This is a genomic window from Thiorhodovibrio frisius, from assembly GCF_033954835.1.
Lineage (GTDB): Bacteria > Pseudomonadota > Gammaproteobacteria > Chromatiales > Chromatiaceae > Thiorhodovibrio > Thiorhodovibrio frisius.
Map to the genome: position 1 here is coordinate 2,659,139 of NZ_CP121471.1, position 24,368 is coordinate 2,683,506.

Sequence of the window (24,368 nt, forward strand, 5' to 3'; positions counted from 1 at the left end):
CTGACTACAGATAAAGATTCGTCGCCACCAGAAAAAACACCAGCACTGCGATGATATCGTTGCCGGTGGTGATAAAAATGCCGGTGGCCATAGCCGGGTCGACGCCAAAGTGTTTCAGCAGCATGGGCACGGATGCGCCCATGGCAACGGCCAGCAGGGTAACAAAAAACAGCGCCAGGCCGGCCGTGCCAGCCAGCATCAGCGGTGCTTCGAGTTCAATTACCAGTCCCAGGCCAAAAACCACCACCGCTAAAACAATGGCCGCAGTCAGCCCATTCACCATGGCGCCGAGCAGTTCACGGCCCAGGCGCCAGGGCAGGTCGCCAATCCATAGTGTTCCAGTCGCGATGCCCTGAATGGCCACTGTGGCGGCCTGAATGCCCGCATTGCCAGCCATGGACATCACAATGGGAATAAAGCTCGCCAGAATGGCGGCGGCGGCAATCTCATCTTCGTAAGAGCCGACGATGGTTCCCGACAGAGTCGCACCGAGCAGACCGGCAAGCAGCCAGGGCAGGCGGGTTTTAACAATGCTGAAAACAGGCGCATCCGGGCGCGCCTCGGGCGACAGGCCGCTCATCAGGTGAGCATCTTCCTCAGCCTCGTCGCGGGTGACACGCTGGAGTTCATCGGACGTGATGCGCCCGAGCAGGCGATGCTCGGTATCGACCACCGGAACAGAGGTCAGGGCATGGTTTTGCGTGGTGCGGACCACTTCCTCTTGGTCCATCTCTGAGCTGACAACGATGGGATCGGTGCGCATGGCCTCGGCCGCGCGTCTTTCTTTTGGACTCAGCAGCAGATCGCGCAGCTTGAGGTAACCGAGCAGGCGCCGGTCGTGGTCAACCACATAAACAACCGAGATCTTCTTGATCACACTGGCGTTGCGACGCACCTCCGAGACCACCTGGTCCAGCGTCCAATCAGGCGGCACCGCGACCAGCTTGCGGGTCATGATGCTGCCGGCGGATTCCTCCCGGTAGGTCTTCAGCTCCAGAATGTCGTTGGCGCGCTGAAGTTGCGGCAGCAGACGCTCCTGGACTTCTTCTGGCAGTTCCTCGAGCGCATCGGCACCAGTTTCCGGATCGAGGGAGTCGAGAATCTCCACCAGACGATCAATGGTGGCATCCTCGAGCAGCGCGGCGCGAAAGTCGTCGTTGAGTTCGGCAACAACCTTGGCGGCGGCCCCGGCGGGCATGTAGAAAAACAGCTTGCGCGCACGTTTGAGCGGCAGATTGACCATCAGCTCAATGACATCGCGCGGGCGCCACCGTCGCACAATGGCGCGGACCCGGTCGCGATCACCAGCCTTGATTAACTGGCCAATCTTTTTGATAACAAGCTTGTTTTCAGAAGACAGCTCGCCGGTTGCAGAATGCGTCCACCGCAAGGGGGCCTGCTCATCGCTTGCGGATGGCGATGTCGGGATGTTGGCTTGGTTCGGCATGGCAGGGCAGGTAGCTGGAGCAAATCGCGGGCAAGGCAGGCGCGGCCTATGCGGATTTCTTGGACAGGTTCAGCACCCGGTCGCACTCAAGCTCGCTGTAAATGACGTATTCCTTGAGTTCGCGCCTGAGGGCGCGAATATGGGTTTGGATCAGAATGGCCGCAGATTTGGACTCGACCAAACGGCACCAAGGCACCGACTTGACCGTCCGATGACGCAAGTAATCGGAACCTTCGCGCACATCCGTGATGTTTTGCGTCACGCCGGCAAAATAGGAATTATCCGTACATTCGGCAATATAAACGTACCAACCTTCAGACATCAGCGCCAGGCTCCCAGCATCGCGTTACAACAAGCATCAGGGCGGAAGATTACCACAGCACAGGGCGAAGCAAGATGATCGGTGGTAGCGGCAGAGATGGATTCCCGAGCGCGAAACAACAGTTCATCAGTCGGGCTAGCAGGGACAATACGCATTGGACAGGATTCGAGCCGGGATCGATGGCTACTCGAAGATGCATTTGGACTCACTACTACTTTACGCCACTTTACATAATATAGATTATGCGCAATCCCATGTCGGGCTCAGACCAGCGCCAGGACTGGGCTTAGCGGTGCTCGGCCTAAGCCGCCGCGCGATACTCCATGCGCACCCGCACCGCATCGTAAGGGAGCAGCAGTTTGCCGTCCTCGGTGCGGTCGATGAGCCCGCATTTGGCCAATGCCTGGGCGTCGGTATGCACGCCCTTCACATCGCGCTCCACCCGGCGCGCCAGTTCGCGCACTCCCAAGGGACCGGCGCCGGTGAGCTCCTTGACGATGCGCCAGCGGTTCGGGGTCAGCATCGCCAGGAGCGCTTCTTCGCTCAGAAAGGTGAAGCGGCACCCCTGGGGCTTGCCGGTCAAGGCTGCGCGCATGCGCTCCTTGGCCGCTGTGATGTCGGAAACATCAATGGTCAATGTGGTCATGGTTAGGCTGCCCATTGGCTGACATCCGTCCAGAAATCCTCGATGAGCTGATCGATTCCTTGAAACCGATACGGCGCTTCCAGCGCGCCAAGATGTTTGTGGTCGCCCTTGCCCGCCTCATTGTCGTAGCGCAGCACACAGACCTCGTCGATCACCAGCGCGAGACGGTACTTGAAGCAGTGCTCGCTGCCAGCCATCGCCGCGGGCAGCGACCAGATCAGCAGCTCGACGAAGCGGCGCTCATCCAGGCTGATGCGTTCGCGTTGGAGTAACGTCGCCGGCATGTTGTTATTACGCCAACACTTAGTCGTGTTGTCAAGTAAACAACGAAATGACCCGATGCGTCACTGGAACCCAACCCGGCAGTCCCACAGCCGGCTTGGTGATGGGCATTCATGGGACGAGTCTAAACCGAAACCACATGGGGCTTCCGCAAGTTTTGGGCCGGGCGCCGGTCGCGGGGGACGCCGTGGATACTTCCCTGTAGGCTTGACGACAGCCTCCCTGCTGTCGACAGCCCCGCGCCTGGCGCCTGGCTCAAAATCGATAACCTGTTTGCGCTGGGTATCGCCGATCCGCCCGTTCGGGTGGAAAGGACTGACCGGGTGCTGCTGGGCGCCGGACTGTCTCGATGGGTGAATGGGGAACGCAATCGCGCTTCCTTGGCGCGCGGCTGATGTCGGGCTTGGCGCGGAGCGGTCGGGCTCGGCGGCGGCGATGCGGTCTTTGTCATGGGGGCTGGAGGGACGCGGTGCCTGCCCTGCCCTTGCCCCGGTTGCGTGCAATGCCGAGGCGCCGCGGGGCATCTCGGTCGGTCGTGTTGGCGCGCGGTATCGCCGTGTTGGGCGAGCGAGAGCGAGCACTAGGCGATCAGAGGCGCTGGCACGGGCCGAGGTTGCCCCGAGAAGTCGCCGCGTCGAGGCGTCGGCCAGGACGGCCGCCCCCTGGACGGCTTGCGCTAGCGCCGTGGGCGCGGCTGGCGTGGGCGTGGGTGGGTGGCTCGACGGCTGGCTTGTGCCGTGGGCGTTAGTCGTCGCCGGTTTCGCCGCCTAGGATCCGAATCATTTCTTCGAGTTTTTCGTTCTCTCTCTCGAGTCGCTCGCGCTCTCTCCGGATTGCCTCGGTCTCTCCCCGGATTGCCTCGATTCGTCTCTCGATTGCCTCGGTCTCTCTCCGGTTTGCCTCGATTCGTCTCTCGATTGCCTCGGTCTCTCTCCGGTTTGCCTCGGTCTCTCTCTCGATTGCCTCGATTTCTTTGTCGTCTACGCAGACAACTTCCGCATATCCATTGATTTTTCCATTATTATCGAGGTCGCATTCACCTGCGAAGTCACTGTCTTCGGCGGCGCTTGCACTCGCCAGGCTCAACGAAAAAGCGAGAGCGACGATTCCAGAAAAGATCAGTTTATGTCGTGCGTTACAAAGTCCCATCATGATGCCTCGTGACTGTTGAGTCTTCACCTGATTGCCGTTTGTTCTCTGCCGCGCGCTCACTCGCGCGTCCTTTAAAGATCAAGCGCTTCTTTCTGCCGCTCCAGGCCGCGAATTTGGCGAATCAATCGGAACTTTTCCTTCAGACCAAGAACGAAGTCAATCACGGCTTCGCGGTCTTCGTCATCGGCGCGCCAGTGCGCGGCACCCAAGGCGCCGATTTAGAACTTGCTCGCACTGCGCTCGGCGATGCGGACCAGGGCTCGCAGGGCCTCGTTGACGGCAGCGCTATCGGGGAATGCCGCGAGTAAATCAGGGTCGATGCGGACGATGTTGGAGCCTTCGGCCATTCTCGCCGCGTACTTTCCGCGCTCAAAACCGGCGGGGAAATCCTCACGACGATATTCCGCACGCAAGTCGTCTGCTTGGTCGTTGTCGTCAGCCATGTTCATAGAGTTGCCTTTCAGATCGGGTCGCCGGCCTGGCACTAGGTTGAATAACCGTGCCGGCAATCAAGATAACGGTGTATTGCACTTTTTTCACCTCAGTCTTCGAGTCCAGCTTGTTTCAAGGCATGGCGCGCAGTGCCAGGGGGAACGCGGAATTTCCACCCCTTGCGCTGCTGATCGTCCTTAGGTGAGCTTGGCGCGCAACTGGGGCTTCTTTCCAGGGGCTGTCGCGGTCGCTCGCGGCGGCGGTCTCGGCGGCGGCGATGCGGTCTTTGTCATGGGGGCTGGAGGGACGCGGTGCCTGCCCTGCCCTTGCCCCGGTTGCGTGCAATGCCGAGGCGCCGCGGGGCATCTCGGTCGGTCGTGTTGGCGCGCGGTATCGCCGTGTTGGGCGAGCGAGAGCGAGCACTAGGCGATCAGAGGCGCTGGCACGGTGCCGAGGTTGCCCCGAGAAGTCGCCGCGTCGAGGCGTCGGCCGGGACGGCCGCCCCCTGGACGGCTTGCGCTAGCGCCGTGGGCGCGGCTGGCGTGGGCGTGGGTGGGTGGCTCGACGGCTGGCTTGTGCCGTGGGCGTTAGTCGTCGCCGGTTTCGCCGCCTAGGATCCGAATCATTTCTTCGAGTTTTTCGTTCTCTCTCTCGAGTCGCTCGCGCTCTCCCCGGATTGCCTCGGTCTCTCCCCGGATTGCCTCGATTCGTCTCTCGATTGCCTCGGTCTCTCTCCGGTTTGCCTCGGTCTCTTATAGTGGCCCCCAATTTTAGGACACTAAATTAAGTTAGTTTTGCCTCATCTGATAGAGACGTAGAAAGACCCGGAGAGAGCAGATGAGCGAGAGACAACGCAAGACCTTCAGTGCCGTCTTCAAGGCCAAAGTCGGCTTAGAAGCGGTACGCGGAATGAAGACGACCAACGAGATTGCGCAGGATCACGGGGTTCATCCGGTCCAAGTAGGCCAGTGGAAGAAAGCCATCGTGGAGGACGCCAGCAAGCTGTTTGAAGGCCGGCGTGGGCGCAAGAAAGCGGGCGGTAGTGGCGACGAAGAGCGTCTCTACAGCGAGATTGGGCGGCTGAAAATGGAGCTGGACTGGTTGAAAAAAAAGTCCGGTTTGAGCCTGTGAGCGTGCGTCGCGGGTGGATCGACATGGGCGGCCTTGATGCGGTCGGGTTAGCGGTCAGCCGCCAATGTGCGCTTGCGGGCGTTCATCGCTCTGGAGTGTATGCGCACCAGCATGATCGTCGCGTCGAGCCCAGCGAACTGGATCAGAAGTTGTTGCGGCTGATTGATGCGGAATACACCAAGAGACCATTTTATGGGAGTCGACGCATGGTCGTGATGCTACGCGCACAAGGCCATGCGGTCAGTCGCAAACGCGTGCAGCGTCTCATGGGTGTTCTGGGATTAGCCGGCATGTTGCCTGGACCTCATACCAGCAAGCCGCATCCCGAGCACAAGATCTATCCCTACTTGTTGCGTGGGCTGGCCATTGTGCGGCCCAACCAAGTCTGGAGCAGTGACATCACCTACGTGAAATTGGCACACGGGTTTGCCTACCTGGTTGCCATCATCGACTGGTACTCGCGACGGGTGCTTGCCTGGAGACTGTCGAACACGATGGAAACCGGTTTTTGCATCGACTGTCTAGAGGATGCGCTCCGCCACCATGGCACGCCGGAGATCTTCAACACCGACCAAGGAGCACAGTTTACCAGCCTCGCCTTCACGCAGGTATTGCATGACGCGGATGTGGCCATCAGCATGGACGGGCGCGGCAGGGCTTTGGATAACGTCTTCGTCGAGCGTCTGTGGCGCAGTGTCAAATGGGAGGACATCTACCCCAAGGGCTATGAGACGCTCTCAGAGCTGTTCATGGGGCTGTCGGCGTATTTCCCCTTCTACAACAGCCAACGCCCCCACCAGGGGCTCGGCTACCGAACGCCGGACGATGTTCATCGTCGAGGAGAAGGCGGCGGTGTCGTGGTCGCCAACCACTTTGGCGATCGCCCGCCAGCGGACTCGTCGGCTGCGCTACGCTCCGCCGACGAGTCCGCTGGCGAAGACCTGCGGCAGCGCCAATCCGCTGCGACTGAACTGGGCGCGCTAACTTAAATTCGGGGAAAAACTGTCCTTGACATGGGGTCCACCTCATCTCTCCGGTTTGCCTCGGTCTCTCTCCGGTTTGCCTCGGTTCGTCTCTCGATTGCCTCGATCTCTCTTAGATCCTGTTCCCTTATATTATTATTTCTACACTTTACTTCAGGATATCCATTCATTTTCCCGTTGTTATCGAAGTCACACTCCTTGTCGTAACGATCATCCTCGGCAAGACTGTTTGTCATTGAAAAAGTGATAACAGCCGCCACAGAAAAGACGATGATTTTCTGAGCTTTAAGCAATTCCATGATAATTCCTCTTAACCGTTGACAGTCCGCCTAGGTTTCGATGTTTCGCCGGATTGCGCGGGTGCTGCCCTTAAAGATCAAGCGCTTCCTTCTGCCGCTCCAGGCCGCGAATTTCGCGGATCAATCGGAGCTTTTCCTTCAGACCAAAAACGAAGTCACTCACGGCTTCGCGGTCTTCGTCGGCAGCGCTGTTCAGTGACAATTAACTTGGCCGGTCGATGACAACTATCTTGGCCGCTTCCCAAAGCTAAGGTAGCCGACATTTTCGCAACCCAAAGGCGAGCGAATGTCGGGCAAACGACTCACAGCAGAGCAGGTCAGGTTATACATGAGCAGCAGAACGCAAGGTCGCACACAGATTCAGGCGAGTGCCAAAGTTGGCATCTCCGAGCGCAGCGGACGTCGCATTGATGGCGCCGGGACGCGCGTCACAGAGCGCAAGGAGCGGCACTGGCGAACCCGCAAGGATCCATTTGCCGAGGTATGGGACAGCGACATTGTGCCGTTGCTGGAGCAGCAACCGCGTCTGGACGCCACCACCCTGTTTGAGGATCTCCAGGAGCGGTATCCACAGCGGTTTGGCAATGGCAAAAAGCGCACCTTTCAGCGCCGGGTCAAAGCTTGGAAAGCGCTGCACGGCCCGGACAAGGAATGAGGTGGACCCCATGTCAAGGACAGTTTTTCCCCGAATTTAAGTTAGCGCGCCCAGTTCAGTCGCAGCGGATTGGCGCTGCCGCAGGTCTTCGCCAGCGGACTCGTCGGCGGAGCGTAGCGCAGCCGACGAGTCCGCTGGCGGGCGATCGCCAAAGTGGTTGGCGACCACGACACCGCCGCCTTCTCCTCGACGATGAACATCGTCCGGCGTTCGGTAGCCGAGCCCCTGGTGGGGGCGTTGGCTGTTGTAGAAGGGGAAATACGCCGACAGCCCCATGAACAGCTCTGAGAGCGTCTCATAGCCCTTGGGGTAGATGTCCTCCCATTTGACACTGCGCCACAGACGCTCGACGAAGACGTTATCCAAAGCCCTGCCGCGCCCGTCCATGCTGATGGCCACATCCGCGTCATGCAATACCTGCGTGAAGGCGAGGCTGGTAAACTGTGCTCCTTGGTCGGTGTTGAAGATCTCCGGCGTGCCATGGTGGCGGAGCGCATCCTCTAGACAGTCGATGCAAAAACCGGTTTCCATCGTGTTCGACAGTCTCCAGGCAAGCACCCGTCGCGAGTACCAGTCGATGATGGCAACCAGGTAGGCAAACCCGTGTGCCAATTTCACGTAGGTGATGTCACTGCTCCAGACTTGGTTGGGCCGCACAATGGCCAGCCCACGCAACAAGTAGGGATAGATCTTGTGCTCGGGATGCGGCTTGCTGGTATGAGGTCCAGGCAACATGCCGGCTAATCCCAGAACACCCATGAGACGCTGCACGCGTTTGCGACTGACCGCATGGCCTTGTGCGCGTAGCATCACGACCATGCGTCGACTCCCATAAAATGGTCTCTTGGTGTATTCCGCATCAATCAGCCGCAACAACTTCTGATCCAGTTCGCTGGGCTCGACGCGACGATCATGCTGGTGCGCATACACTCCAGAGCGATGAACGCCCGCAAGCGCACATTGGCGGCTGACCGCTAACCCGACCGCATCAAGGCCGCCCATGTCGATCCACCCGCGACGCACGCTCACAGGCTCAAACCGGACTTTTTTTTCAACCAGTCCAGCTCCATTTTCAGCCGCCCAATCTCGCTGTAGAGACGCTCTTCGTCGCCACTACCGCCCGCTTTCTTGCGCCCACGCCGGCCTTCAAACAGCTTGCTGGCGTCCTCCACGATGGCTTTCTTCCACTGGCCTACTTGGACCGGATGAACCCCGTGATCCTGCGCAATCTCGTTGGTCGTCTTCATTCCGCGTACCGCTTCTAAGCCGACTTTGGCCTTGAAGACGGCACTGAAGGTCTTGCGTTGTCTCTCGCTCATCTGCTCTCTCCGGGTCTTTCTACGTCTCTATCAGATGAGGCAAAACTAACTTAATTTAGTGTCCTAAAATTGGGGGCCACTATAGAAGTCATGTTCCGCCAAGTGCAGGAACCGGGTCGGCAGGGCTTCTCGGACTTCACCGAACTCAAGGACATCACCGTCACCATTGCCGGGGAGGTGCTCGCGCACCGTCTCTACCACTTCCGCCTGCCTTTCAGTGGTTGGAGCCACGTCAGCGTCGTATTGGGCGGGGAATCGTTCAGCGCCCTGGCCGAAGGATTACAAGCGGCCCTCTGGCGTCTGGGCGGAGCGCCCTTGGAGCACCGCACCGACAGCTTATCGGCCGCGTTCAAGAACCTCTCGCAGGACGCACGCGCCGACCTCACTGAGCGCTACGACGCCTTGTGCCAGCACTACGGCATGACGGCCACGCGCAACAACCGCGGTGTCAGTCACGAGAACGGCGCTGTGGAATCGCCCCACGGGCACCTCAAGCGGCGCATGGCCCAAGCCTTGTTGCTACGCGCATCGGCCGATTTCCCCACTTTGGAGGACTATCGCCAGTGGCTCGACGCGCTGGTGGGTCGTTTCAACCGGCGGTGCGCCGACGCCCTGGCCATCGAGCGTGCGCAGCTTCAGGCCTTACCGGCGCGACGCACCGCCGACTACAGCGAGCAGGTGGTGTCGGTGACGACCTCCAGCACCATTGAGGTCAAGCGGGTGCTCTACAGCGTCCCGGCGCGCCTGATCGGCGAGCGATTGCGTCTGCACATTTTTGATGATCGCATTGAGGGCTATCTCGGTGCCACCCCAGCGGTGAGCCTCACGCGCGTCTACAGCGTCAAGCACGAGCGGGCGCGTTGTATCGACTACCGCCACCTCATCGCCACCCTGGTGCGTAAACCCCAGGCCTTCCGCTACTCGCAACTGCGCGATGACTTGCTGCCGAACGCCACCTACCGCGCGATCTGGCAGTATCTCGACGCCCACTTGGAGGCGCGCGCGGCGTGCAAAGCCATCGTCGGCATCCTCGCCTTGGCCGCTCGCGCCGAGTGCGAGCAGGCCCTGGGTGAGTATCTGCGCGGATGCACTGAGGCCGGGCGCCTCCCTAGCCTGCACGAACTGGAGCAGCGCTTTGATCCTGCCCAGCGCGGCGAGGCCGAGGCCTTTCTCCCAAGCGGGGTTCAACACCCGCTCTCGGCCTATGACGCACTTCTGCCCTCCCAGCGCCCAGCGATGGAGGTGTGCTGAGATGGTTCAAACCGCCACCTTACCCCTGATGCTCAAGCAGCTGCGCCTCTCGAGCATCGCGCAGCATTGGCAGGGCTTCCTCGACCACGCCCAGCGCCACGGTTGGGACAGCGCCCAATACCTGAGCGCCTTATGCGAGCAGGAACTGGCTGATCGCGACAGCCGGCGCATCGCCCGCTACAGCAAAGACGCCCGCCTGCCGGTCGGCAAGAGCCTGGCCAGCTTCGACTTCGCCCAAGTCCCTGGCCTGGCCCGCGAACAAATCGAGGCGCTGGCCGGCAGCGCGGATTGGACGCGCCAGGCGCGCAACCTGCTGCTGTTTGGCCCCAGCGGTGTGGGCAAAACCCATTTGGCCGCCGCCATCGGTCACGGACTCACCGTGCAGGGGGTGCGCGTGCGCTACCTCGCCACCACCGCCCTGGTGCAGCAGTTGCAGCTGGCCCGCACGCAGCTGCACCTGGAGGATGCCTTGCACAAGCTCGAGCGCTACGCCGTACTGATCCTGGATGATTTCGGCTACGTGAAAAAATCCGAGACGGAAACCCAGGTGCTGTTTGAACTCATCGCCCATCGCTATGAGACCGCCAGCCTGATCATCACCTCCAACCAACCGTTCGCCGAATGGGATCGCATCTTCCCGGATCAGATGATGACCGTCGCCGCCGTCGATCGCTTGGTGCATCACGCGACAATTATCGAACTCAGTAGCGACAGTTACCGGCGCAAGCAGGCCCTGGGGCAGATCGCCGCTGAGCCCGGGAGCCTGACACCAACGCCAGCGCCAACGATCACGTTACCCTCGCCATCGACGACAACCTCGGTGGGTTGTCGCGATGATGACTCTGAGTCCGCGCCCTCGGGATGACAAACCGCCAGGGCAATTGTCGCTCTCTTGCAGGCGCGAATGCCCGCGACAACTATTCTGGCGCACGCGCCGCCGCGCCGCTGGCGGGGCCGAGCACTCCCAGTCGCCCTACGGGCTCCTTCCCGTACTCGGCCCCGCCAGATCCACCCGCAACTACCCTGTAAATTAGGAGATACCGCATCTAAAGCACAACGACATTAACCGGCCAAGATAATTGACGCTGACCGGCCAAGATAGTTGACATTGGATAAGCGCTGAGCGGAACGGGGCCAGGGTATCTCACACAGCTCCGCCATGATACCGAAAAAGTAATCCACCGGGTCTCCCTTGCAGAGTGGTCAAGGTCGGCGCCGGCGGAGACAAACCGCGGTTCACGCTATTCGTATTCTGGCTGGCGTGGCCTGCTAGTTTCTGCCTGCATTAAACGGTATTTCTCGCAGAGTTCTTTTTTGCTTTTGGTCGCTGATGCATCAGTCTTTGCGAGAGTTCCCGCAATCGCGTTATTGCACGCGATACGCGCTTGATCGAGATCAGAAAGCTCGCGAGGCTTGGATAAGGAAGCAACAGGAGCCTGGGTGTTTCGTCGTTGGGGGCGAGTCGCGGCAGGTGCAACTGGAGTCTGGATACGCTGTGGGTAGCGCGTCGCGGTGGGTAGGGCCGGTGTTCGGATAATGGGTTGTTGAGGTTGAGCCGGGGAAGATGCAACGGGAGTCTCAAGGAATGTTTTCGAGGCTGCTAAAAAACTTGATAGGGCTAGCAACCCGAACCCCATCGCAATGCCCCATAAAATTAGAGTGCCTAAGACGATTCCAGCAGCAATCTTGAGTACGAGCTTCATGGTGTCTTATAGTGGATTCCGACTATTGGACAGTTATTTGAGTTAAGGCCTGCTGGTTGTAGAACCGAAACAGCTCGCCGAACAGGCGACAAAGCGCGCGCCAATGCTTTGCTAATGACTCAACATCGGATAAAGAAAGGACGGAGATTCTACCGCTACGGCGATTCTTTGGCGCGCGCGCACTCGAATGATTTCAATTGAGCCCAGCCCCCGGCATCGGTTCACTGGCGCGCGACCAGACGCTCCAGCAACAAGGATTGAAGGTCACGCCGTCCATCCAGCACGGCCATTACCAGCACGGCATCTCCCTCGATCCGGTAGATAATCCGCCACGGGCGTTCAATCAGCTCGCGGTAGTGGTAGACGTCGATCACCCGCAGTTCCGGAACGACACGTCCGCGCTCCGGGCTCTGGGAGAGGGTCTCCGCTCGGTTCTCCAAGCGTTCCAAAACGGCGATGGCGTTGTCGACGCTGTCCTCGGCAATGTAGCCCGCAATGGCGCTGAGGTCGCGCTGAGCGGAACGGGTCCAGCGGATCTCACGCGGCTGGGTCATCCGTCTCGTCTCCGTTCGCGCGTTGCGACCGAAGCTGCTGTCGCAGTCCGTCAAACACCTCTGCGTGCGGGAGGCTATGCCCCATGGCAAGGTCGCGCTCACCCTCGGCGAGCAGCTTCAGCATCAGCATGGCGCGTTCCCGCGCTTGGTATTGCTCGTAGTCCTGCACCACGGCGCGCGCGCGCCCGTTCTGTGTCAGCACCAGCGTGGCTGGCTGGTCACACACTTGGTCCAGCAAGCGGCTCGCATCGGCCTTGAACTGGCTCAGGCTCAGCACCTCTTGTGACATTTGAACACCATATTTGGTCTAAATCCCGAAGGATTGACGCTACTCGCACGACTTGAGGCTGTCAAGATCGGGACCAGCCCCGAATGGCACAAAGATAAGCGCATAGCGCATATAAAACAGCAAGCGGCTTGGCTTCGAGTGGCCAGGGTGGGAGTTGGCCATGCGGTGTCTGTCTCGGGGGTCTGGACGGCCCCGTCCCCTACCCCGGCGCGTTCAAAGCCTAGACCCTACCGAGCATACCAATCGGTCGTGTTGGCGCGCGGTATCGCCGTGTTGGGCGAGCGAGAGCGAGCACTCGGCGATCAGGCGATCAGAGGCGCTGGCACGGTGCCGAGGTTGCCCCGAGAAGTCGCCGCGTCGAGGCGTCGGCCAGGACGGCCGACCCCTGGACGGCGTGCGCTAGCGCCGTGGGCGCGGCTGATGTGGGCGTGGTTGGGTGGCTCGACGGCTGGCTTGTGCCGTGGGGGTTAGTCGTCGCCGGTTTCGCCGCCTAAAATTCTAATCATCTCCTCCAGCTTTTCGTTTTCTCTCTCGAGTCGCTCTGCCTCTCTCCGGTTTGCCTCGGTCTCTCTCCGGTTTGCCTCGGTCTCTCTCCAGTTTGCCTCGGTCTCTCTCCGGTTTGCCTCGGTCTCTCTCCGGTTTGCCTCGATTCGTCTCTCGATTGCCTCGGTCTCTCTCCGGTTTGCCTCGGTCTCTCTCTCGATTGCCTCGATTTCTTTGTCGTCTACACAGACAACTTCCGCATATCCATTGATTTTTCCATTTTTATCGAGGTCGCATTCAACAGCGAAGTCACTGTCTTCGGCGGCGCTTGCACTTGCCAGGCTCAACGAAAAAGCGAGAGCGACGATTCCAGAAAAAATCAGTTTTTGTCGTGCGTTACAAAGTCCCATCATGATGCCTCGTGACTGTTGAGTCTTCACCTGATTGCCGTTTGTTCTCTGCCGCGCGCTCACTCGCGCGTCCTTAAAAATCAAGCGCTTCTTTCTGCCGCTCCAGGCCTCGAATTTCGCGGATCAGTCAGAGCTTTTCCTTCAGACCAAGAACGAAGTCACTCACGGCTTCGCGGTCTTCGTCATCGGCGCGCCAGTGCGCGGCCCCCAAGGCGCCGAACCCTGCAATGCTCTACCTTTGCCGCGCGACGGACTCGACCTCGAAACCCACCACGGTGCGCTGCTCGCGGCTAAACTCCACGCCGATGAGATGGATCGGCAGGGCTTCGGCGCGGTACTTGTCAGCATAGCCCAGGTCCTTGATCTGTTGCAGGGCGCGGCCCTCTGGCGCCAGCTCGACGACCTTGAATTCAAACAGGTAGAGGTTGCCGTTGAAACGCAGCGCCATGTCCAGCCGACCGGCATTGCTGCTGTCTTCTGGCGTCAGGTCCAAGCCGAGGGAGGCGAAGTAGGCATAGAACACGCTGGCGTAGTAGCCCTCGTACTGGGCGATGGGATTGTTGCGGTACCAGTCGTGCGGGATGCTGGCGAAAAATGCGCTGAACAGTGCCTCCAGGCCGGCGAAGTCGTTTTGCTGTAGCAGCCGATACAGCGACTTGCGTTGGCGCGCCTCCACCGCCCCGGCCGGGGTCCAGGCATCCAATAGCGCCCCGGTGAGGCTTTGGTAGACCTCGCGATTCGGATAGCGCAAGCGATAGAAATAATTGCCGCCGAGGTTCTCCTCGACATCGATGGTCAGATAGCCAGTCTGAAACAGCAAGGCTTCGCTGGTCATGCGCTCCAGGTCGAAGCTTGACAGCAGCGCGGCATCGGTCTCCAACTGGCCGAGTTCTGGTAGCCAGGTGTGGCGCTGGGTCAACAGATCAATCAAAAAGGTCGGCGTCGCGGTCTCGAACCACCAGGCGCGAAACTGGCGCTTCTGGAATAGCAGCAGCAGATCGAAGGGGTTGTAGACCGCGTCGCCGGTCCAGTTGTAGCCGTTGTACCAGGCGCGGATTTCCTCGCGGTTAAGGCCCTCGAGTTCCGGGGCGAAGACGGTGTCGAGATCGGCCTCGGTATAGCCGCAGATGGCCGAGTACTTCGGGTCGACAGTGATGTCGTTGAGGTTGTTCAGCCCCGAGAACAGGCTCACCTTGCTGAACTTGCTGACGCCGGTGAGAAAGGCAAAGCGAATATGGGCATCGGCGCCCTTGATCACGGAATACAGGTTACGCAGGCCGTCGCGGAGCTGGCGGGCGGTGTCCGTATCGGTCAAATTGTCCAGGATGGGTTTGTCATACTCATCCACCAGCACCACCACACGCTCGCCGGTGTGCTCATGGATGGCGCGGATCAGACCATGAAAGCGCCCCGGGATACTGGCATGGGCGCTGGCAACGCCGAACCGGGCTTCGTTGTCGGCCAACAACTCGCCGATCCGTTCATCCAACTGCGCCCGCGAGGCCATCACCCCGTCGGCGAAGCTCAGGCGCACCACCGGATAGGGCCGCGTCCAGTCCCAGCGGGTGTGGGCGTGCAGCCCAGCAAACAGCGGCGCGTTGGCGCTGAACAACTCCGCCAGCGTATCGAGGAACAGCGACTTGCCGAAGCGGCGCGGGCGGGAGAGAAAATAGTACTTGCCCTGCTCAATCAATCGCAGCGCAAAGGGGGTCTTGTCGACGTAGTAATGCCCGCCCTCGCGGATCTCGCGAAAGGTCTCGATGCCGATGGGTAAGGATTTGCGTTGCATGGGCCGACCTCGATGAGCGTGCCGAGGGCCATTCTACTAAAAGAACTGGGGCTGGAATTCCTTGCCGAGAACTCGCACGCCTTTGGATCAGTCGATCTCGGCATGGATGGGCGGGAACAGCAGGGCGAGAAACGCGGGGAAGAATTGCTCCAGGGCTTCTTTACAGGGGCTGTCTTGGTCGCTCCGCTCGCGGAAGCGGTCTCGGTGTCTTGATGATGGGTTCCTCGAGAAGTCGCCGCGCCGAGGCGTTGGCCAAAACAGAACAGGTTTCTATTGGCGTGGAACGTAGATGCTCGCTGGTTTGAATGAGCGCGGGCGATCAATCGTCCGCATGCAGATCGGCCATCAGGTCATCGACGGTGGCAAAATGCTCGATCTTCCCGGCTTCGATGTCAGCCAGTGCCTGAAGACTGCTGGCGCTCGGGGCTTTGACATCAAACGGCAAGCGCCGCTCCTCAGCGATCCGCCGCATCAAAAGCCGAATGGCATCGGAGACGGATAAGCCTATTTCATCGAGCGCGGCGGTAGCGCGCTCCTTCGTCGCAACATCAATTCGAGCACGGACATAGGTATCGGCGGTCGGCATGGCTTATTCTCCAGAGTCAGCGAGGCGATGGCGTTCTCGACGCTGTCCTCGGCATGTAGCCCGCAATGGCGCTGAGGTCGCGCTGAGCGGAACGGGTCCAGCGGATCTCACGCGGCTCGGCCATCCGCCTGATCGCCGTTCGCGCGTTGCGACCGAAGCTGCTGTCGCAGGCCGTCAAACACCTCTGCGTGCGGGAGGCTATGCCCCATGGCAAGGTCGCGCTCACCCTCGGCGAGCAGCTTCAGCATCAGCATGGCGCGTTCCCGCGCTTGGTATTGCTCGTAGTCCTGCACCACGGCGCGCGCGCCCGTTCTGTGTCAGCACCAGCGTGGCGGGCTGATCTCGCACTTGGTCCAGCAAGCGGCTCGCATCGGCCTTGAACTGGCCCAGGCTCAGCACTTCTTGTGACATTTTGAGCACCATATTTGGTCTAAATGCAGAAGGATTGACGCTACTCGCACGACTTGAGGCTGTCAAGATTGGGACCAGTCCCTTTTTGGTTCGCGGCTGATGATACCGCAAAGTTCAGCATCGGCATGGCCCGTTCCCGCGCCTGGTGTTAGCTCTCAATTTAGTCCACCGGCAATTTCCCAAACTGTATCGAGACGGAAAGACAGACATTTGCCGCTTTGATCCACCCGGTGAAAAAAAGGGAGCAGATGGAAGAGCCCGAGACGCTCACCAGGGCACGGACGGACCCTGATCGACGAAGAGCGGACAACAAAAAAGGCCGGGGTGCGACGCACGCCCGGCCCGGGTTGATGGAGCGGTGGGCCGTATCACCCGCCGCCGGTTGAGGGTTCAGAACGGCATCGGATCATCAAAGCCGAACAGATCCAACTGCTCGCCCGGTTCCTCCCCAACAAACCACGTCTGTAACTGATGGTGGTAACGCGCCTCGACGAGGTGGGTCAGCTCGCACAGCAAGGTATAGACCGCTGCCGCCTGCTCCCCAGTCCAATGGCTTGGCAAGGTCACGGACAAGGATTCCGATTCGTGCCGCGCACTCATGGCCCCACCTCCTCACGTGCCAGCTGCACGTGATCAATGCTCACCGTGCGCGCCTTCTCGCTCGCCGCGCTGATCAACGCATAATGCGCCAGCCGATTGAGCTTGCGTGGCATCCCCTGAGTCGCCTGAAACAAAGCCTCCACCGCCGCCGGCTCGAACACCTCAAGCTCACATCCCGCCAAGCGCAGGCGATGGGTCAAATACCCAGGCACCTCCTCGCGGGTCAGGCCGCTCAAGTGATGGCGCACCACAATGCGCTGCGCCAACGACTCATGCACCGCCATTGCCAAGCGCCGGCGCAACTCCGTCAGTCCCACCAGCAGCAGACACAAGCGATTCTCCGCATCCATGCGGTAATTGGTCAGCAAGCGCAAATCCTCCAAGACATCATTGCGCAAGTGATGCGCCTCATCGACGATCAGCACCGGGCACTGCCTCGCCTCCAGGGTCAAACGCGAAATCTCCGTGCGAATCACCCGAAAGGCCGCCGCGCGATTGCGCTCCGTCGGCAGTCCCAACTCCCAGGCCACCGACTTGTACATATCCATCACATTACCCGTCGACAGCGGCACATAGAACACCCGATACAAGCCCGGATGCAGCTCTGCGGCCACCTTGCGGCACACCGTGGTTTTCCCCGATCCCGCCTCACCCGTGACCAGGCCAATGCCGCGCAGCTCGAGCAAATGCTTCAACCGCGCTTCGGCCTCGGCCAGGGAACTGGAGGCAAAGAGCGCATCCGGCTCCGGCGTGACATCAAAGGGAAAAGCCGTGAGTGCGAAATGCTTCTGATACATCAGCGCACCTCCCCGTCATCGGGTAGCTCACGCAGGCGCAGCGCCGAGGGCGCTGGCTCCGCCGCCGGGGTGTCGCTGTGCAAGGTGCTTGAGGGACGCTCACGACGGACAAAACAGTTAGCATAGGTCTGCACCGGACGCGCCACCTCAATGCGTTTTCCGTGATGACATACCTGCACCCCACGCTCGGGCGGTGCCTCGGGATCGAAGCGCAAGGTCACCGTCTCCCCCACCAAGAGCGCATCGACCTCATAGACCACCCCGTTGAGACTCACGGTACGATCCTTCTGCACCTTGCGCTGGGCCTCGAACAAAAACACATCGGCCAGATCCAGGGACGGCTCGGGATAACGCAGCGCCTCGGCGCTTTGCGCCCACCGCTCCAGCGGTGTGAGCCCCTCCAGGGCGCGATGGGGACTGAGGTGATACTCCCCCTCGACCCAGGTCGCCAGCCGGCGATTGAGCGCCTCCAGGCTGGTGGTATCCTCCGAGGTCAGCCGGGTGAGCAACTGCGCCCGTACCGTCTTGAACCAACGCTCGATCTTGCCCTTGCCCTGAGGGCGATAGGGACGGGCGTAAATCAAGGCGATCCCCAATTTGGCGCACACCAGCGCCAACTGCTGGGAGCGGTAATTGGCGCCATTATCGACATAGAGCCGAGCCGGCAGCCCGCGCTTGGCCAACGCCGTTTTTAGCACCGGCAAGAACGCCCGGGTATTCTCCGCGAGCGCGAAGGCCGCATGCGGGATCACCCGGGTGGCGTCATCGATGAAGGCGATCAAATAGGTCTTGCGCTTCACCCGCCCGCCCACCACCACGCTGGGGCCGTGCATCACATCGCTCATCCACAGCTCCCCGGCCTGGGCAAAGGCGAAGCGGCGCCGGTCCTGATCGACCGGCGTCTCCTTGGGTGGCTCCATCAACCCATGGCGAGCGAGCAGCCGATGCACGGTCGAGGGCGGCAGGGGCAGTGCCTCGGGCACCTCGGGGCGCTCACGAGCGGCGCGGATGACCAGCTGGACGGAGAGTTTCGGGTTGGCCTCCTTGATCGCCAGCAGCGTCTCGACCACCTCGGCCGGCAAGCGCCGGGATTGGCCGCGATCGGCGCGTGGTTTGGGTAACAGCGCATCAAAACCACCGCGGCGATAGGCCTTGAGCCAATCGCGGATGGTCTCGGCCGCCACCCGGGTGCGTTGGCTGCCGGGAATGACATAGTCACGCGCGGCTTTTTGATCAATCAGGGCATACAGCCCCTTGTGGCCCTCGGGAAAATGCACGAGCTCGCCAATCACCTGGTGGCGAAACAAGGCGATCTGCTGGCGCCGTTCGGCGTCGGAATCACAATCAGTCATGGGTCGGTTCCTCACAGCGCAGGCCCAGTGCCTGCCCTTGCGACCCTAACGATTCTTCCCCGGGGGGTCCGCCCCCGTCGGGTGTTGGCGGGCGGCGCGCCGCCCGCCAACCACCCGATGCCGGGGACGGAATCCGAGCGGGGCGGGAAGTTGTTGCAACCAAGGCTCGGCGATCCCGCGCAGCACCACCAGCACACCACAGCCGTCAAGGAGCCCGAGCGTGAGGGCAAAGGCGCTCAGGGTGGCGGCACAGTCAGCGAAACGCTCCGGGAGCAGACCTTTGAGCAGATGCAGGGCCAGGCGCACGGCACCGACTCGGCGTCCCACCCAGCGCTGCACGCCCGGGAGCTCAATGTCCGGGCGCAACTGTTCGCAGGCGACGGCTTGGCTGGGGGCGTTCTCCACCGCCTTGACCACGTCCTCGACCTCGCTGAGCTGACCGGTGAGCTGCGCGGCATAGCAGTCCGGCAGCAGGCTGAAGGTGCGATGGCCCTCCGGGCAGTAGTAGCGGCAAATCAGCGTTCCCGGCGGGGAGATACGTGCGTAGGTGCCATGACGGGCGAAGTGGCAGCCACCCTGGGGATGCAAGGGACAGCGCTTGAGCGTTGTCTGCTCCCAGCCTTTGGCGCTAACGTACTCCTCGCCGGTGCCTCGGTATGCAAAGCGCAGTTGCACCGGCCTCCGGCCCGTCCAGCGGTGAACTGGACGGGCCACTTCTGTTGCAGTGATCCCTCTGCTCAGTGTGGCGCATCCGCGCGCACTTGCCCGGGCGGGGAAGGCTGTGAGAAAGCGCGTGGCCCAGGCGCGCCGCTTTGCTCCACCGGTTCGCCGTTTCACCGGTGGTGCAGTGGGGGGAATTTCCGGCGGTGGTTCGTGGATAGAGGAGAGAAACTACACCTGGTGTTGCGCGAACGCTTGAGCTGGGATGCTCCAGAAGCTTGCTGCCGAAGGCCGTCTATTCAAGCAGCTCGCGATAGCTTTCCGGTTGCAGATGGCTTCTGACGGCGACGGTGAAGATGCCGACTGCCAGGGCGCTGACGGCGAGGATGTCCCAGCCGAAGGGGATCAGATCGCGGCCACCGCCGAGGTTGCCGAGGTAGGTGTTCAGCTTGGCTGCTCCATTTCGGCGATTTCCGAGAAATCATCGACCAACATGCCAATATTGATAGAGGCGATTCAATTCGCGTCGATCTGTCCTTTACTTCCGGAGGCTCTATGAACCAGCTCGATCAGCTCAAGACCATGACGACGGTGGTCGCCGATACCGGCGATTTCGAATCCATTGCTGCCTACAAGCCGCAGGATGCCACCACCAACCCGTCCCTGCTCTACAAGGCGGCACAGATCCCTCAGTATCGGCATCTGCTCGATGACGCGCTGGCTTATGGCCAGGCCAAGGGTGGCGATGCCGAGGAACGCACGCGCTGGATTATGGACAAGCTGGCGGTCAACTTTGGCCAGGAGATTCTTAAGATTGTGCCTGGGCGGGTTTCAACCGAGATTGATGCGCGCTTGTCATTCGACACTCAAAGCACGATCGCGCGCGCCGAGCGGCTGATCGATCTTTATGAGGAGATTGGCGTCGACCCTAAGACCCGAGTGCTGTTCAAAATTGCCTCGACTTGGGAAGGCATCCAGGCGGCGGCCGCGCTTGAACGGCGCGGCATTCACTGCAATTTGACCCTGTTGTTCAGCTTTCCGCAGGCAGTGGCTTGCGCCGATGCTGGGGTGACTCTGATCTCACCCTTTGTCGGGCGTATTCTTGACTGGTACAAGTCTGCCGAACATGTCGAAGGTTATCCGGCGGATCAGGACCCAGGCGTGCTGTCAGTGACGCGCATCTTCAATTACTACAAGCGTCACGGCTATGACACCGTGGTGATGGGCGCGAGCTTCCGGAATCGCGATGAAATTCTGGCACTGGCCGGTTGTGATTACTTGACCATTTCTCCGGGACTGCTGGGCGAACTGGCCGACCAAGACGGCTCGGTTGAGCGCAAACTGGATGCCGAGGCGGCGCGCGCCATGGACATCGAGCGAGTGAGTTTCGATGAAAAAGCCTTCCGCTGGGGACTCAATGAAGTCGCCATGGCGACCGAAAAGCTGGCGGAGGGCATTCGGCTGTTCACTGCCGATACCGAGAAGCTTGAGGCTTTTGCGCGCAAGACTGGCAGCGGCACTTGATCGGTTTTTGCTGATCAGGCGCGCGATAGGCTGCGGTAAAGGGGCGCCGGCATTCGGGTCAGGCGCCCTGCCCGTCCGCGCTGGCGCGCGCGTCTCGCATCCGGGCTTTCATCTCGGCTACGGCGCGCTCGAATCCAATAAAGAGCGCGCGTGCGACGATTGAGTGGCCGATATTCAGCTCGCGGATGCCGGCGATTGCGGCGATGGTCGACACATTGTGATAATCAAGCCCGTGACCGGCGTTGACCTGCAAGCCAAGTGATTGGCCTTGGCGGACGCCCTCGGCCAGGCGCTGCCGCTGGGCTGCGCGTGTCGGCTGGTTTTTCGCGTCGGCATAGTGCCCGGTGTGGAGTTCGATCACGGGCGCGCCCACCTCGGCTGCGGCCTGGATCTGCTCCGGCTCGGCATCGATAAAGAGCGACACCCGCACACCCCCTTCGGCCAGTTCGGCGCAGACGTCTTTCATGCGCGCGCGCTGGCTGGCGACATCCAGGCCGCCTTCAGTGGTGAGTTCCTCGCGTCGCTCCGGCACCAGGCAACAGTCGCTCGGGCGATACTGGCTGGCGATGCGAATCATCTCTGCTGTCGCGGCCATTTCAAGATTCATGCGCGTTTGCAGAGTCTCTGCCAGCAGAGCGACATCTCGGTCCTGTATGTGGCGGCGGTCCTCGCGCAGATGCAGAGTGATCGCGTCGGCGCCGGCCTGCTCGGCCAGCAGCGCAGCTTGCAGGGGCTCAGGGTAGCGGGTACCGCGCGCCTGGCGCAAAGTCGCGACATGGTCGATGTTCACACCCAACAGGATGGATGATCCAGCCTGATTATGCATGATTTGATTCTCCGTGGATTGCTTGGCTGGCGGGTTGCTCGGCTGACTGTGGCGGGCTTCGGAGACTGCCGTCCGCATGGCCCGCGCTTGCATTTTCCGCAGCCGCTCCCTGGCCTGGAAGAGCCCGAAACAGCTCGCGACTGCGCAGTGGCTTGTTGCCCAAATGCGGCGCCAGTGCCCGTCGCAACAGCGTTTTAGCTTCGCGCCGATGCCTGGGTTCCAGTGCCTCGCCACGGACAAGACGGCCCAGGGTCTCTCCGCTTACCGACTCGGGCCCCGCTGCCAGCGCGCGGCGCAGACCTTGCTCGGGGTAGAGAACGTAATGCTCCTCTGAGCGAACTGCAATATCCTCATCGGCCAGCCGATTCAGGTCCAATGCATAGCCCATGGCGGCCAGCAGGCTCAGTTCAAACTGACGCAGGCCAAGATCGGGTGAATCGGAGCTGCTCAAGGCTTCGAGCACCATCTGGTACGCGGGAAAAAGACTCTCCGGCGCTTCCTGACGGGGCCAGAGCCGCATTAGGAGTTCGTTGACATAAAACCCGCAATAGAGGCTGGTGCCGATCAAGCTCAGCGCGCGGCCGGCAGCTTCGGCGCGCGTGAGTGTTTTCACCTCCCCGCGACCCGTCCAGCCAAGCCACAGGGGCTGAAACGGCTGGAGCAGAGCGGCCTGCGTTGACCGCGCCCGTTTGGCGCCCTTGGCCACCATCGCCAAGCGCCCGTCCTCTGCGGTGAACAGCTCGAGCAGCAGGCTGGTGTTGGCATAGGGGCGGCGGTGCAGGACGAAGCCGCGTTGCAGGCGTGCTTGCATGCGTTAGACAGGCGCGCGTCAGCGACGCGTATCGGCGGAGGTCAGATCATTCAGGGCTGTCTCATCGCGCGTCCAGCCCTTTTTGACTTTGATCCAGAGTTCAAGATGGACCGAGGTTTGGAACAGTCGCTGCATGGCCTCGCGTGCGGCCGTGGCTGTGGCCTTTAATGCCTCGCCGCGATGGCCGATGAGAATGGCTTTCTGCGAGTCGCGTTCAACCCAAATCAGGGCATTAATCCGATAACGATTGGGTTCTTCATGAAAGCGCTCAATGGTGACCGTGGTCTGATAGGGTAATTCATCACCATAGCGGCGCACCAGTTGCTCGCGAATCAACTCGGCGGCGAGAAAGCGCGATGAACAATCGGTGAGTTGGTCGTCTGGAAACCAGTTCTCGCCTGAGGGTAATCGTGTGAGTAGTTCCTGTTCGAGTTGCTCGAGCCCATCTCCAGTGCGAGCGGACACTGGCACCAAGCACTGGAAAGGATGGCGCTCGGCAAGCCCGTGCAGAAAGGGCAGCAGTTTTTCCTTGTGATCGAGCCGGTCGATCTTGTTAATGACGGCAATAACAGGCGATTGCGCATCGGTCAGGGCGCCCAGAGCAAGTGCGTCTTCAGGGCCGAATTTCACGGCTTCAACCACCAGCACGGCGAGATCGACATCGGCAATGGCCGCGCGCGCGGCGCGGTTAAGTTTGCGATTAAGCGCATGATCACTGCGATCATGAATGCCTGGAGTGTCGACAAAGACCAGTTGTCCGCCCTCAAGCGTCTTGATGCCGACAATGGTATCCCGGGTGGTCTGCGCCTTGTGCGAGGTAATGGACAGCTTCTGCCCCAGCAGCCGATTGAGCAGGCTAGACTTGCCCACATTGGGCCGACCAACAAGCGCAATGGCCCCGCAGCGATTGGAATGCTCAGTCATGCGGTGGCTTCAGATTAACGCCAGACAGCAGAGATAACATAGCCTCCGCGGCCTGTTGTTCGGCGCCCCTGCGGCTGTGGCCGGTACCCCGTGTCTGCTCGGCGGTGTCGGGCAGCAGGCAGCGCACGACGAAGTGCCGTTGGTGCGGTTTGCCGTTGGCTTCAATCACCTCATACTCCGGCAACTCGCGCTGGGCCGCTTGCAGGGATTCCTGCAAGCGGGTTTTCGGATCCTTGGTCGGGGCGCTGTTTGCCGCCTGCTCCAAACCCTGATCGAATAAGCGCAGAATTAGCGCCCTGGCACCGTCAAAGCCCTGGTCAAGATAGTAGGCGCCGAGCAGTGCCTCGAAAGCATCGGAGAGAATGGAGTCGCGCGCATGGCCGCCGGTGCGAATCTCTCCTGAGCCCATGCGCAGATACTCACCAAGCGCAAGCGCCCGCGCCTGCTTGGCGAGGGATTCCTGCTTGACCAGTGAAGCGCGCGCGCGCGTCAGGCGGCCCTCGTCGGCGTCGGGAAATCGGCGCCACAGCGCCTCGGCAATCACGAACCCCAGCAAAGCATCGCCAAGAAACTCCAGGCGCTCGTTGTTGTGGCGGCCCGCGCTGCGGTGCGTCAGTGCCTGCTCGAACAGCTCCGGATGCTCGGGTGGCCGGTCACTGAGGTGGTTCAGCAAGAGCGCAAGCGAGCGATTCACTGGTGGGTTTTCACTGGTGAGTATTTATAGCAGACA

The 24,368-nt window shown here is 60.9% G+C and carries 29 protein-coding genes and 2 pseudogenes; 7 read left to right on the forward strand and 24 right to left on the reverse strand.

Going from position 1 to position 24,368, the window contains the following annotated elements; all coding sequences use genetic code 11:
• Positions 1 to 4: 4 nt before the first annotated feature.
• The 7 genes from mgtE to Thiofri_RS12345 form a co-directional block, all read right to left on the reverse strand.
• A complete protein-coding gene (gene mgtE / locus Thiofri_RS12315; RefSeq protein WP_009151568.1) occupies positions 5 to 1,447 on the reverse strand; it encodes a magnesium transporter in 1,443 nt (480 codons plus the stop codon).
• 46 nt (positions 1,448 to 1,493) lie between these two features.
• On the reverse strand, positions 1,494 to 1,769 hold the full coding sequence (locus Thiofri_RS12320) for a GIY-YIG nuclease family protein (protein ID WP_009151567.1): 276 nt from the start codon (positions 1,767 to 1,769) through the stop codon (positions 1,494 to 1,496).
• Between the two features lie 301 nt (positions 1,770 to 2,070).
• A complete protein-coding gene (locus Thiofri_RS12325; protein WP_040858643.1) occupies positions 2,071 to 2,415 on the reverse strand; it encodes an HVO_A0114 family putative DNA-binding protein in 345 nt (114 codons plus the stop codon).
• Between the two features lie 2 nt (positions 2,416 to 2,417).
• Positions 2,418 to 2,699: a toxin-antitoxin system TumE family protein gene (locus tag Thiofri_RS12330; RefSeq protein ID WP_009151565.1), complete on the reverse strand. Its 282-nt coding sequence runs from the start codon at positions 2,697 to 2,699 to the stop codon at positions 2,418 to 2,420.
• 742 nt (positions 2,700 to 3,441) lie between these two features.
• Positions 3,442 to 3,849 carry a hypothetical protein gene (locus Thiofri_RS12335; protein ID WP_223296880.1) on the reverse strand — a complete coding sequence of 136 codons (408 nt, stop codon included), beginning with the start codon at positions 3,847 to 3,849 and terminating at the stop codon, positions 3,442 to 3,444.
• Positions 3,850 to 4,067: 218 nt separating this feature from the next.
• Positions 4,068 to 4,292: a hypothetical protein gene (locus tag Thiofri_RS12340; protein ID WP_143742109.1), complete on the reverse strand. Its 225-nt coding sequence runs from the start codon at positions 4,290 to 4,292 to the stop codon at positions 4,068 to 4,070.
• A gap of 121 nt (positions 4,293 to 4,413) precedes the next feature.
• Complete coding sequence (locus Thiofri_RS12345) at positions 4,414 to 4,647, reverse strand: hypothetical protein (protein WP_323706204.1); 234 nt, start codon at positions 4,645 to 4,647, stop codon at positions 4,414 to 4,416.
• Positions 4,648 to 5,118: 471 nt separating this feature from the next.
• On the opposite strand from Thiofri_RS12345, the pseudogene Thiofri_RS12350 reads away from it, so the two are divergent.
• A pseudogene (locus Thiofri_RS12350) lies at positions 5,119 to 6,290 on the forward strand (IS3 family transposase); the annotation flags it as partial.
• Positions 6,291 to 6,397: 107 nt separating this feature from the next.
• Here Thiofri_RS12350 and Thiofri_RS12355 read toward each other — a convergent pair.
• Together Thiofri_RS12355 and Thiofri_RS12360 are read right to left on the reverse strand one after the other, a co-directional pair.
• Complete coding sequence (locus tag Thiofri_RS12355; protein WP_009151710.1) at positions 6,398 to 6,694, reverse strand: hypothetical protein; 297 nt, start codon at positions 6,692 to 6,694, stop codon at positions 6,398 to 6,400.
• Positions 6,695 to 6,764: 70 nt separating this feature from the next.
• A complete protein-coding gene (locus Thiofri_RS12360) occupies positions 6,765 to 6,896 on the reverse strand; it encodes a hypothetical protein (RefSeq protein ID WP_255324752.1) in 132 nt (43 codons plus the stop codon).
• Between the two features lie 126 nt (positions 6,897 to 7,022).
• On the opposite strand from Thiofri_RS12360, the gene Thiofri_RS12365 reads away from it, so the two are divergent.
• A complete protein-coding gene (locus tag Thiofri_RS12365; RefSeq protein WP_190275890.1) occupies positions 7,023 to 7,349 on the forward strand; it encodes a hypothetical protein in 327 nt (108 codons plus the stop codon).
• Positions 7,350 to 7,496: 147 nt separating this feature from the next.
• Here Thiofri_RS12365 and Thiofri_RS12370 read toward each other — a convergent pair.
• Positions 7,497 to 8,668 (reverse strand): annotated as a pseudogene (locus Thiofri_RS12370) (IS3 family transposase); the annotation flags it as partial.
• Positions 8,669 to 8,758: 90 nt separating this feature from the next.
• On the opposite strand from Thiofri_RS12370, the gene Thiofri_RS12375 reads away from it, so the two are divergent.
• Positions 8,759 to 9,919: an IS21 family transposase gene (locus Thiofri_RS12375; protein ID WP_323706207.1), complete on the forward strand. Its 1,161-nt coding sequence runs from the start codon at positions 8,759 to 8,761 to the stop codon at positions 9,917 to 9,919.
• A 1-nt stretch (position 9,920) separates the two neighbouring features.
• Positions 9,921 to 10,784 (forward strand): IS21-like element helper ATPase IstB, encoded by an 864-nt coding sequence (gene istB, locus Thiofri_RS12380; RefSeq protein ID WP_009151554.1) that lies wholly within the window; start codon positions 9,921 to 9,923, stop codon positions 10,782 to 10,784.
• Positions 10,785 to 11,843: 1,059 nt separating this feature from the next.
• Here the strand turns inward: istB and Thiofri_RS12385 are convergent.
• From Thiofri_RS12385 to Thiofri_RS12400, 4 genes are all read right to left on the reverse strand, one after another.
• The gene (locus Thiofri_RS12385; RefSeq protein WP_009151555.1) at positions 11,844 to 12,176 is read right to left on the reverse strand and encodes a type II toxin-antitoxin system RelE/ParE family toxin; all 333 of its coding nucleotides are present in this window, start codon (positions 12,174 to 12,176) and stop codon (positions 11,844 to 11,846) included.
• Entirely contained in the window at positions 12,160 to 12,465 is a 306-nt protein-coding gene (locus tag Thiofri_RS12390; protein ID WP_009151556.1) for a type II toxin-antitoxin system Phd/YefM family antitoxin, read from the reverse strand. Before Thiofri_RS12390 ends, Thiofri_RS12385 begins: the two co-directional genes overlap by 17 nt.
• A gap of 467 nt (positions 12,466 to 12,932) precedes the next feature.
• A complete protein-coding gene (locus tag Thiofri_RS12395; protein ID WP_223296852.1) occupies positions 12,933 to 13,361 on the reverse strand; it encodes a hypothetical protein in 429 nt (142 codons plus the stop codon).
• Positions 13,362 to 13,590: 229 nt separating this feature from the next.
• A complete protein-coding gene (locus Thiofri_RS12400; RefSeq protein ID WP_009151558.1) occupies positions 13,591 to 15,147 on the reverse strand; it encodes an ATP-binding protein in 1,557 nt (518 codons plus the stop codon).
• A 12-nt stretch (positions 15,148 to 15,159) separates the two neighbouring features.
• Here Thiofri_RS12400 and Thiofri_RS12405 point away from each other — a divergent pair, with 12 nt between their 5' ends.
• Positions 15,160 to 15,360 carry a hypothetical protein gene (locus Thiofri_RS12405; RefSeq protein ID WP_009151559.1) on the forward strand — a complete coding sequence of 67 codons (201 nt, stop codon included), beginning with the start codon at positions 15,160 to 15,162 and terminating at the stop codon, positions 15,358 to 15,360.
• Positions 15,361 to 15,466: 106 nt separating this feature from the next.
• Here the strand turns inward: Thiofri_RS12405 and Thiofri_RS12410 are convergent, their stop codons facing one another.
• The 6 genes from Thiofri_RS12410 to Thiofri_RS12435 form a co-directional block, all read right to left on the reverse strand.
• Positions 15,467 to 15,733: a type II toxin-antitoxin system RelB/DinJ family antitoxin gene (locus Thiofri_RS12410; protein ID WP_009151560.1), complete on the reverse strand. Its 267-nt coding sequence runs from the start codon at positions 15,731 to 15,733 to the stop codon at positions 15,467 to 15,469.
• Between the two features lie 107 nt (positions 15,734 to 15,840).
• Positions 15,841 to 16,029 carry a hypothetical protein gene (locus Thiofri_RS12415; protein ID WP_223296853.1) on the reverse strand — a complete coding sequence of 63 codons (189 nt, stop codon included), beginning with the start codon at positions 16,027 to 16,029 and terminating at the stop codon, positions 15,841 to 15,843.
• Between the two features lie 505 nt (positions 16,030 to 16,534).
• Positions 16,535 to 16,744: a hypothetical protein gene (locus Thiofri_RS12420; RefSeq protein WP_009149578.1), complete on the reverse strand. Its 210-nt coding sequence runs from the start codon at positions 16,742 to 16,744 to the stop codon at positions 16,535 to 16,537.
• Positions 16,741 to 17,541 (reverse strand): ExeA family protein, encoded by an 801-nt coding sequence (locus Thiofri_RS12425; RefSeq protein WP_009149580.1) that lies wholly within the window; start codon positions 17,539 to 17,541, stop codon positions 16,741 to 16,743. Before Thiofri_RS12425 ends, Thiofri_RS12420 begins: the two co-directional genes overlap by 4 nt.
• Complete coding sequence (locus Thiofri_RS12430; RefSeq protein WP_323706213.1) at positions 17,541 to 18,893, reverse strand: DDE-type integrase/transposase/recombinase; 1,353 nt, start codon at positions 18,891 to 18,893, stop codon at positions 17,541 to 17,543. Before Thiofri_RS12430 ends, Thiofri_RS12425 begins: the two co-directional genes overlap by 1 nt.
• Positions 18,894 to 18,938: 45 nt before the next feature.
• Positions 18,939 to 19,568, reverse strand: a complete 630-nt coding sequence (locus Thiofri_RS12435; RefSeq protein ID WP_009150107.1) for a hypothetical protein — start codon at positions 19,566 to 19,568, stop codon at positions 18,939 to 18,941.
• 250 nt (positions 19,569 to 19,818) lie between these two features.
• On the opposite strand from Thiofri_RS12435, the gene Thiofri_RS12440 reads away from it, so the two are divergent.
• Together Thiofri_RS12440 and tal are read left to right on the forward strand one after the other, a co-directional pair.
• Positions 19,819 to 20,112, forward strand: coding sequence for a hypothetical protein (locus Thiofri_RS12440; protein ID WP_009149582.1), 294 nt, complete (start codon positions 19,819 to 19,821; stop codon positions 20,110 to 20,112).
• Positions 20,109 to 21,077, forward strand: coding sequence for a transaldolase (gene tal / locus Thiofri_RS12445; RefSeq protein ID WP_009149584.1), 969 nt, complete (start codon positions 20,109 to 20,111; stop codon positions 21,075 to 21,077). Before Thiofri_RS12440 ends, tal begins: the two co-directional genes overlap by 4 nt.
• Before the next feature lie 58 nt (positions 21,078 to 21,135).
• On the opposite strand, the gene pdxJ is transcribed toward tal, so the two are convergent.
• From pdxJ to rnc, 4 genes are read right to left on the reverse strand one after another with little or no spacing between them, the layout of a single operon-like run.
• A complete protein-coding gene (gene pdxJ / locus Thiofri_RS12450) occupies positions 21,136 to 21,903 on the reverse strand; it encodes a pyridoxine 5'-phosphate synthase (RefSeq protein ID WP_009149586.1) in 768 nt (255 codons plus the stop codon).
• A complete protein-coding gene (gene recO / locus Thiofri_RS12455; protein WP_009149588.1) occupies positions 21,896 to 22,714 on the reverse strand; it encodes a DNA repair protein RecO in 819 nt (272 codons plus the stop codon). Before recO ends, pdxJ begins: the two co-directional genes overlap by 8 nt.
• Before the next feature lie 18 nt (positions 22,715 to 22,732).
• Entirely contained in the window at positions 22,733 to 23,638 is a 906-nt protein-coding gene (gene era / locus Thiofri_RS12460) for a GTPase Era (protein ID WP_009149591.1), read from the reverse strand.
• Positions 23,631 to 24,332, reverse strand: a complete 702-nt coding sequence (gene rnc, locus Thiofri_RS12465; RefSeq protein WP_009149593.1) for a ribonuclease III — start codon at positions 24,330 to 24,332, stop codon at positions 23,631 to 23,633. Before rnc ends, era begins: the two co-directional genes overlap by 8 nt.
• Positions 24,333 to 24,368 lie beyond the last annotated feature (36 nt).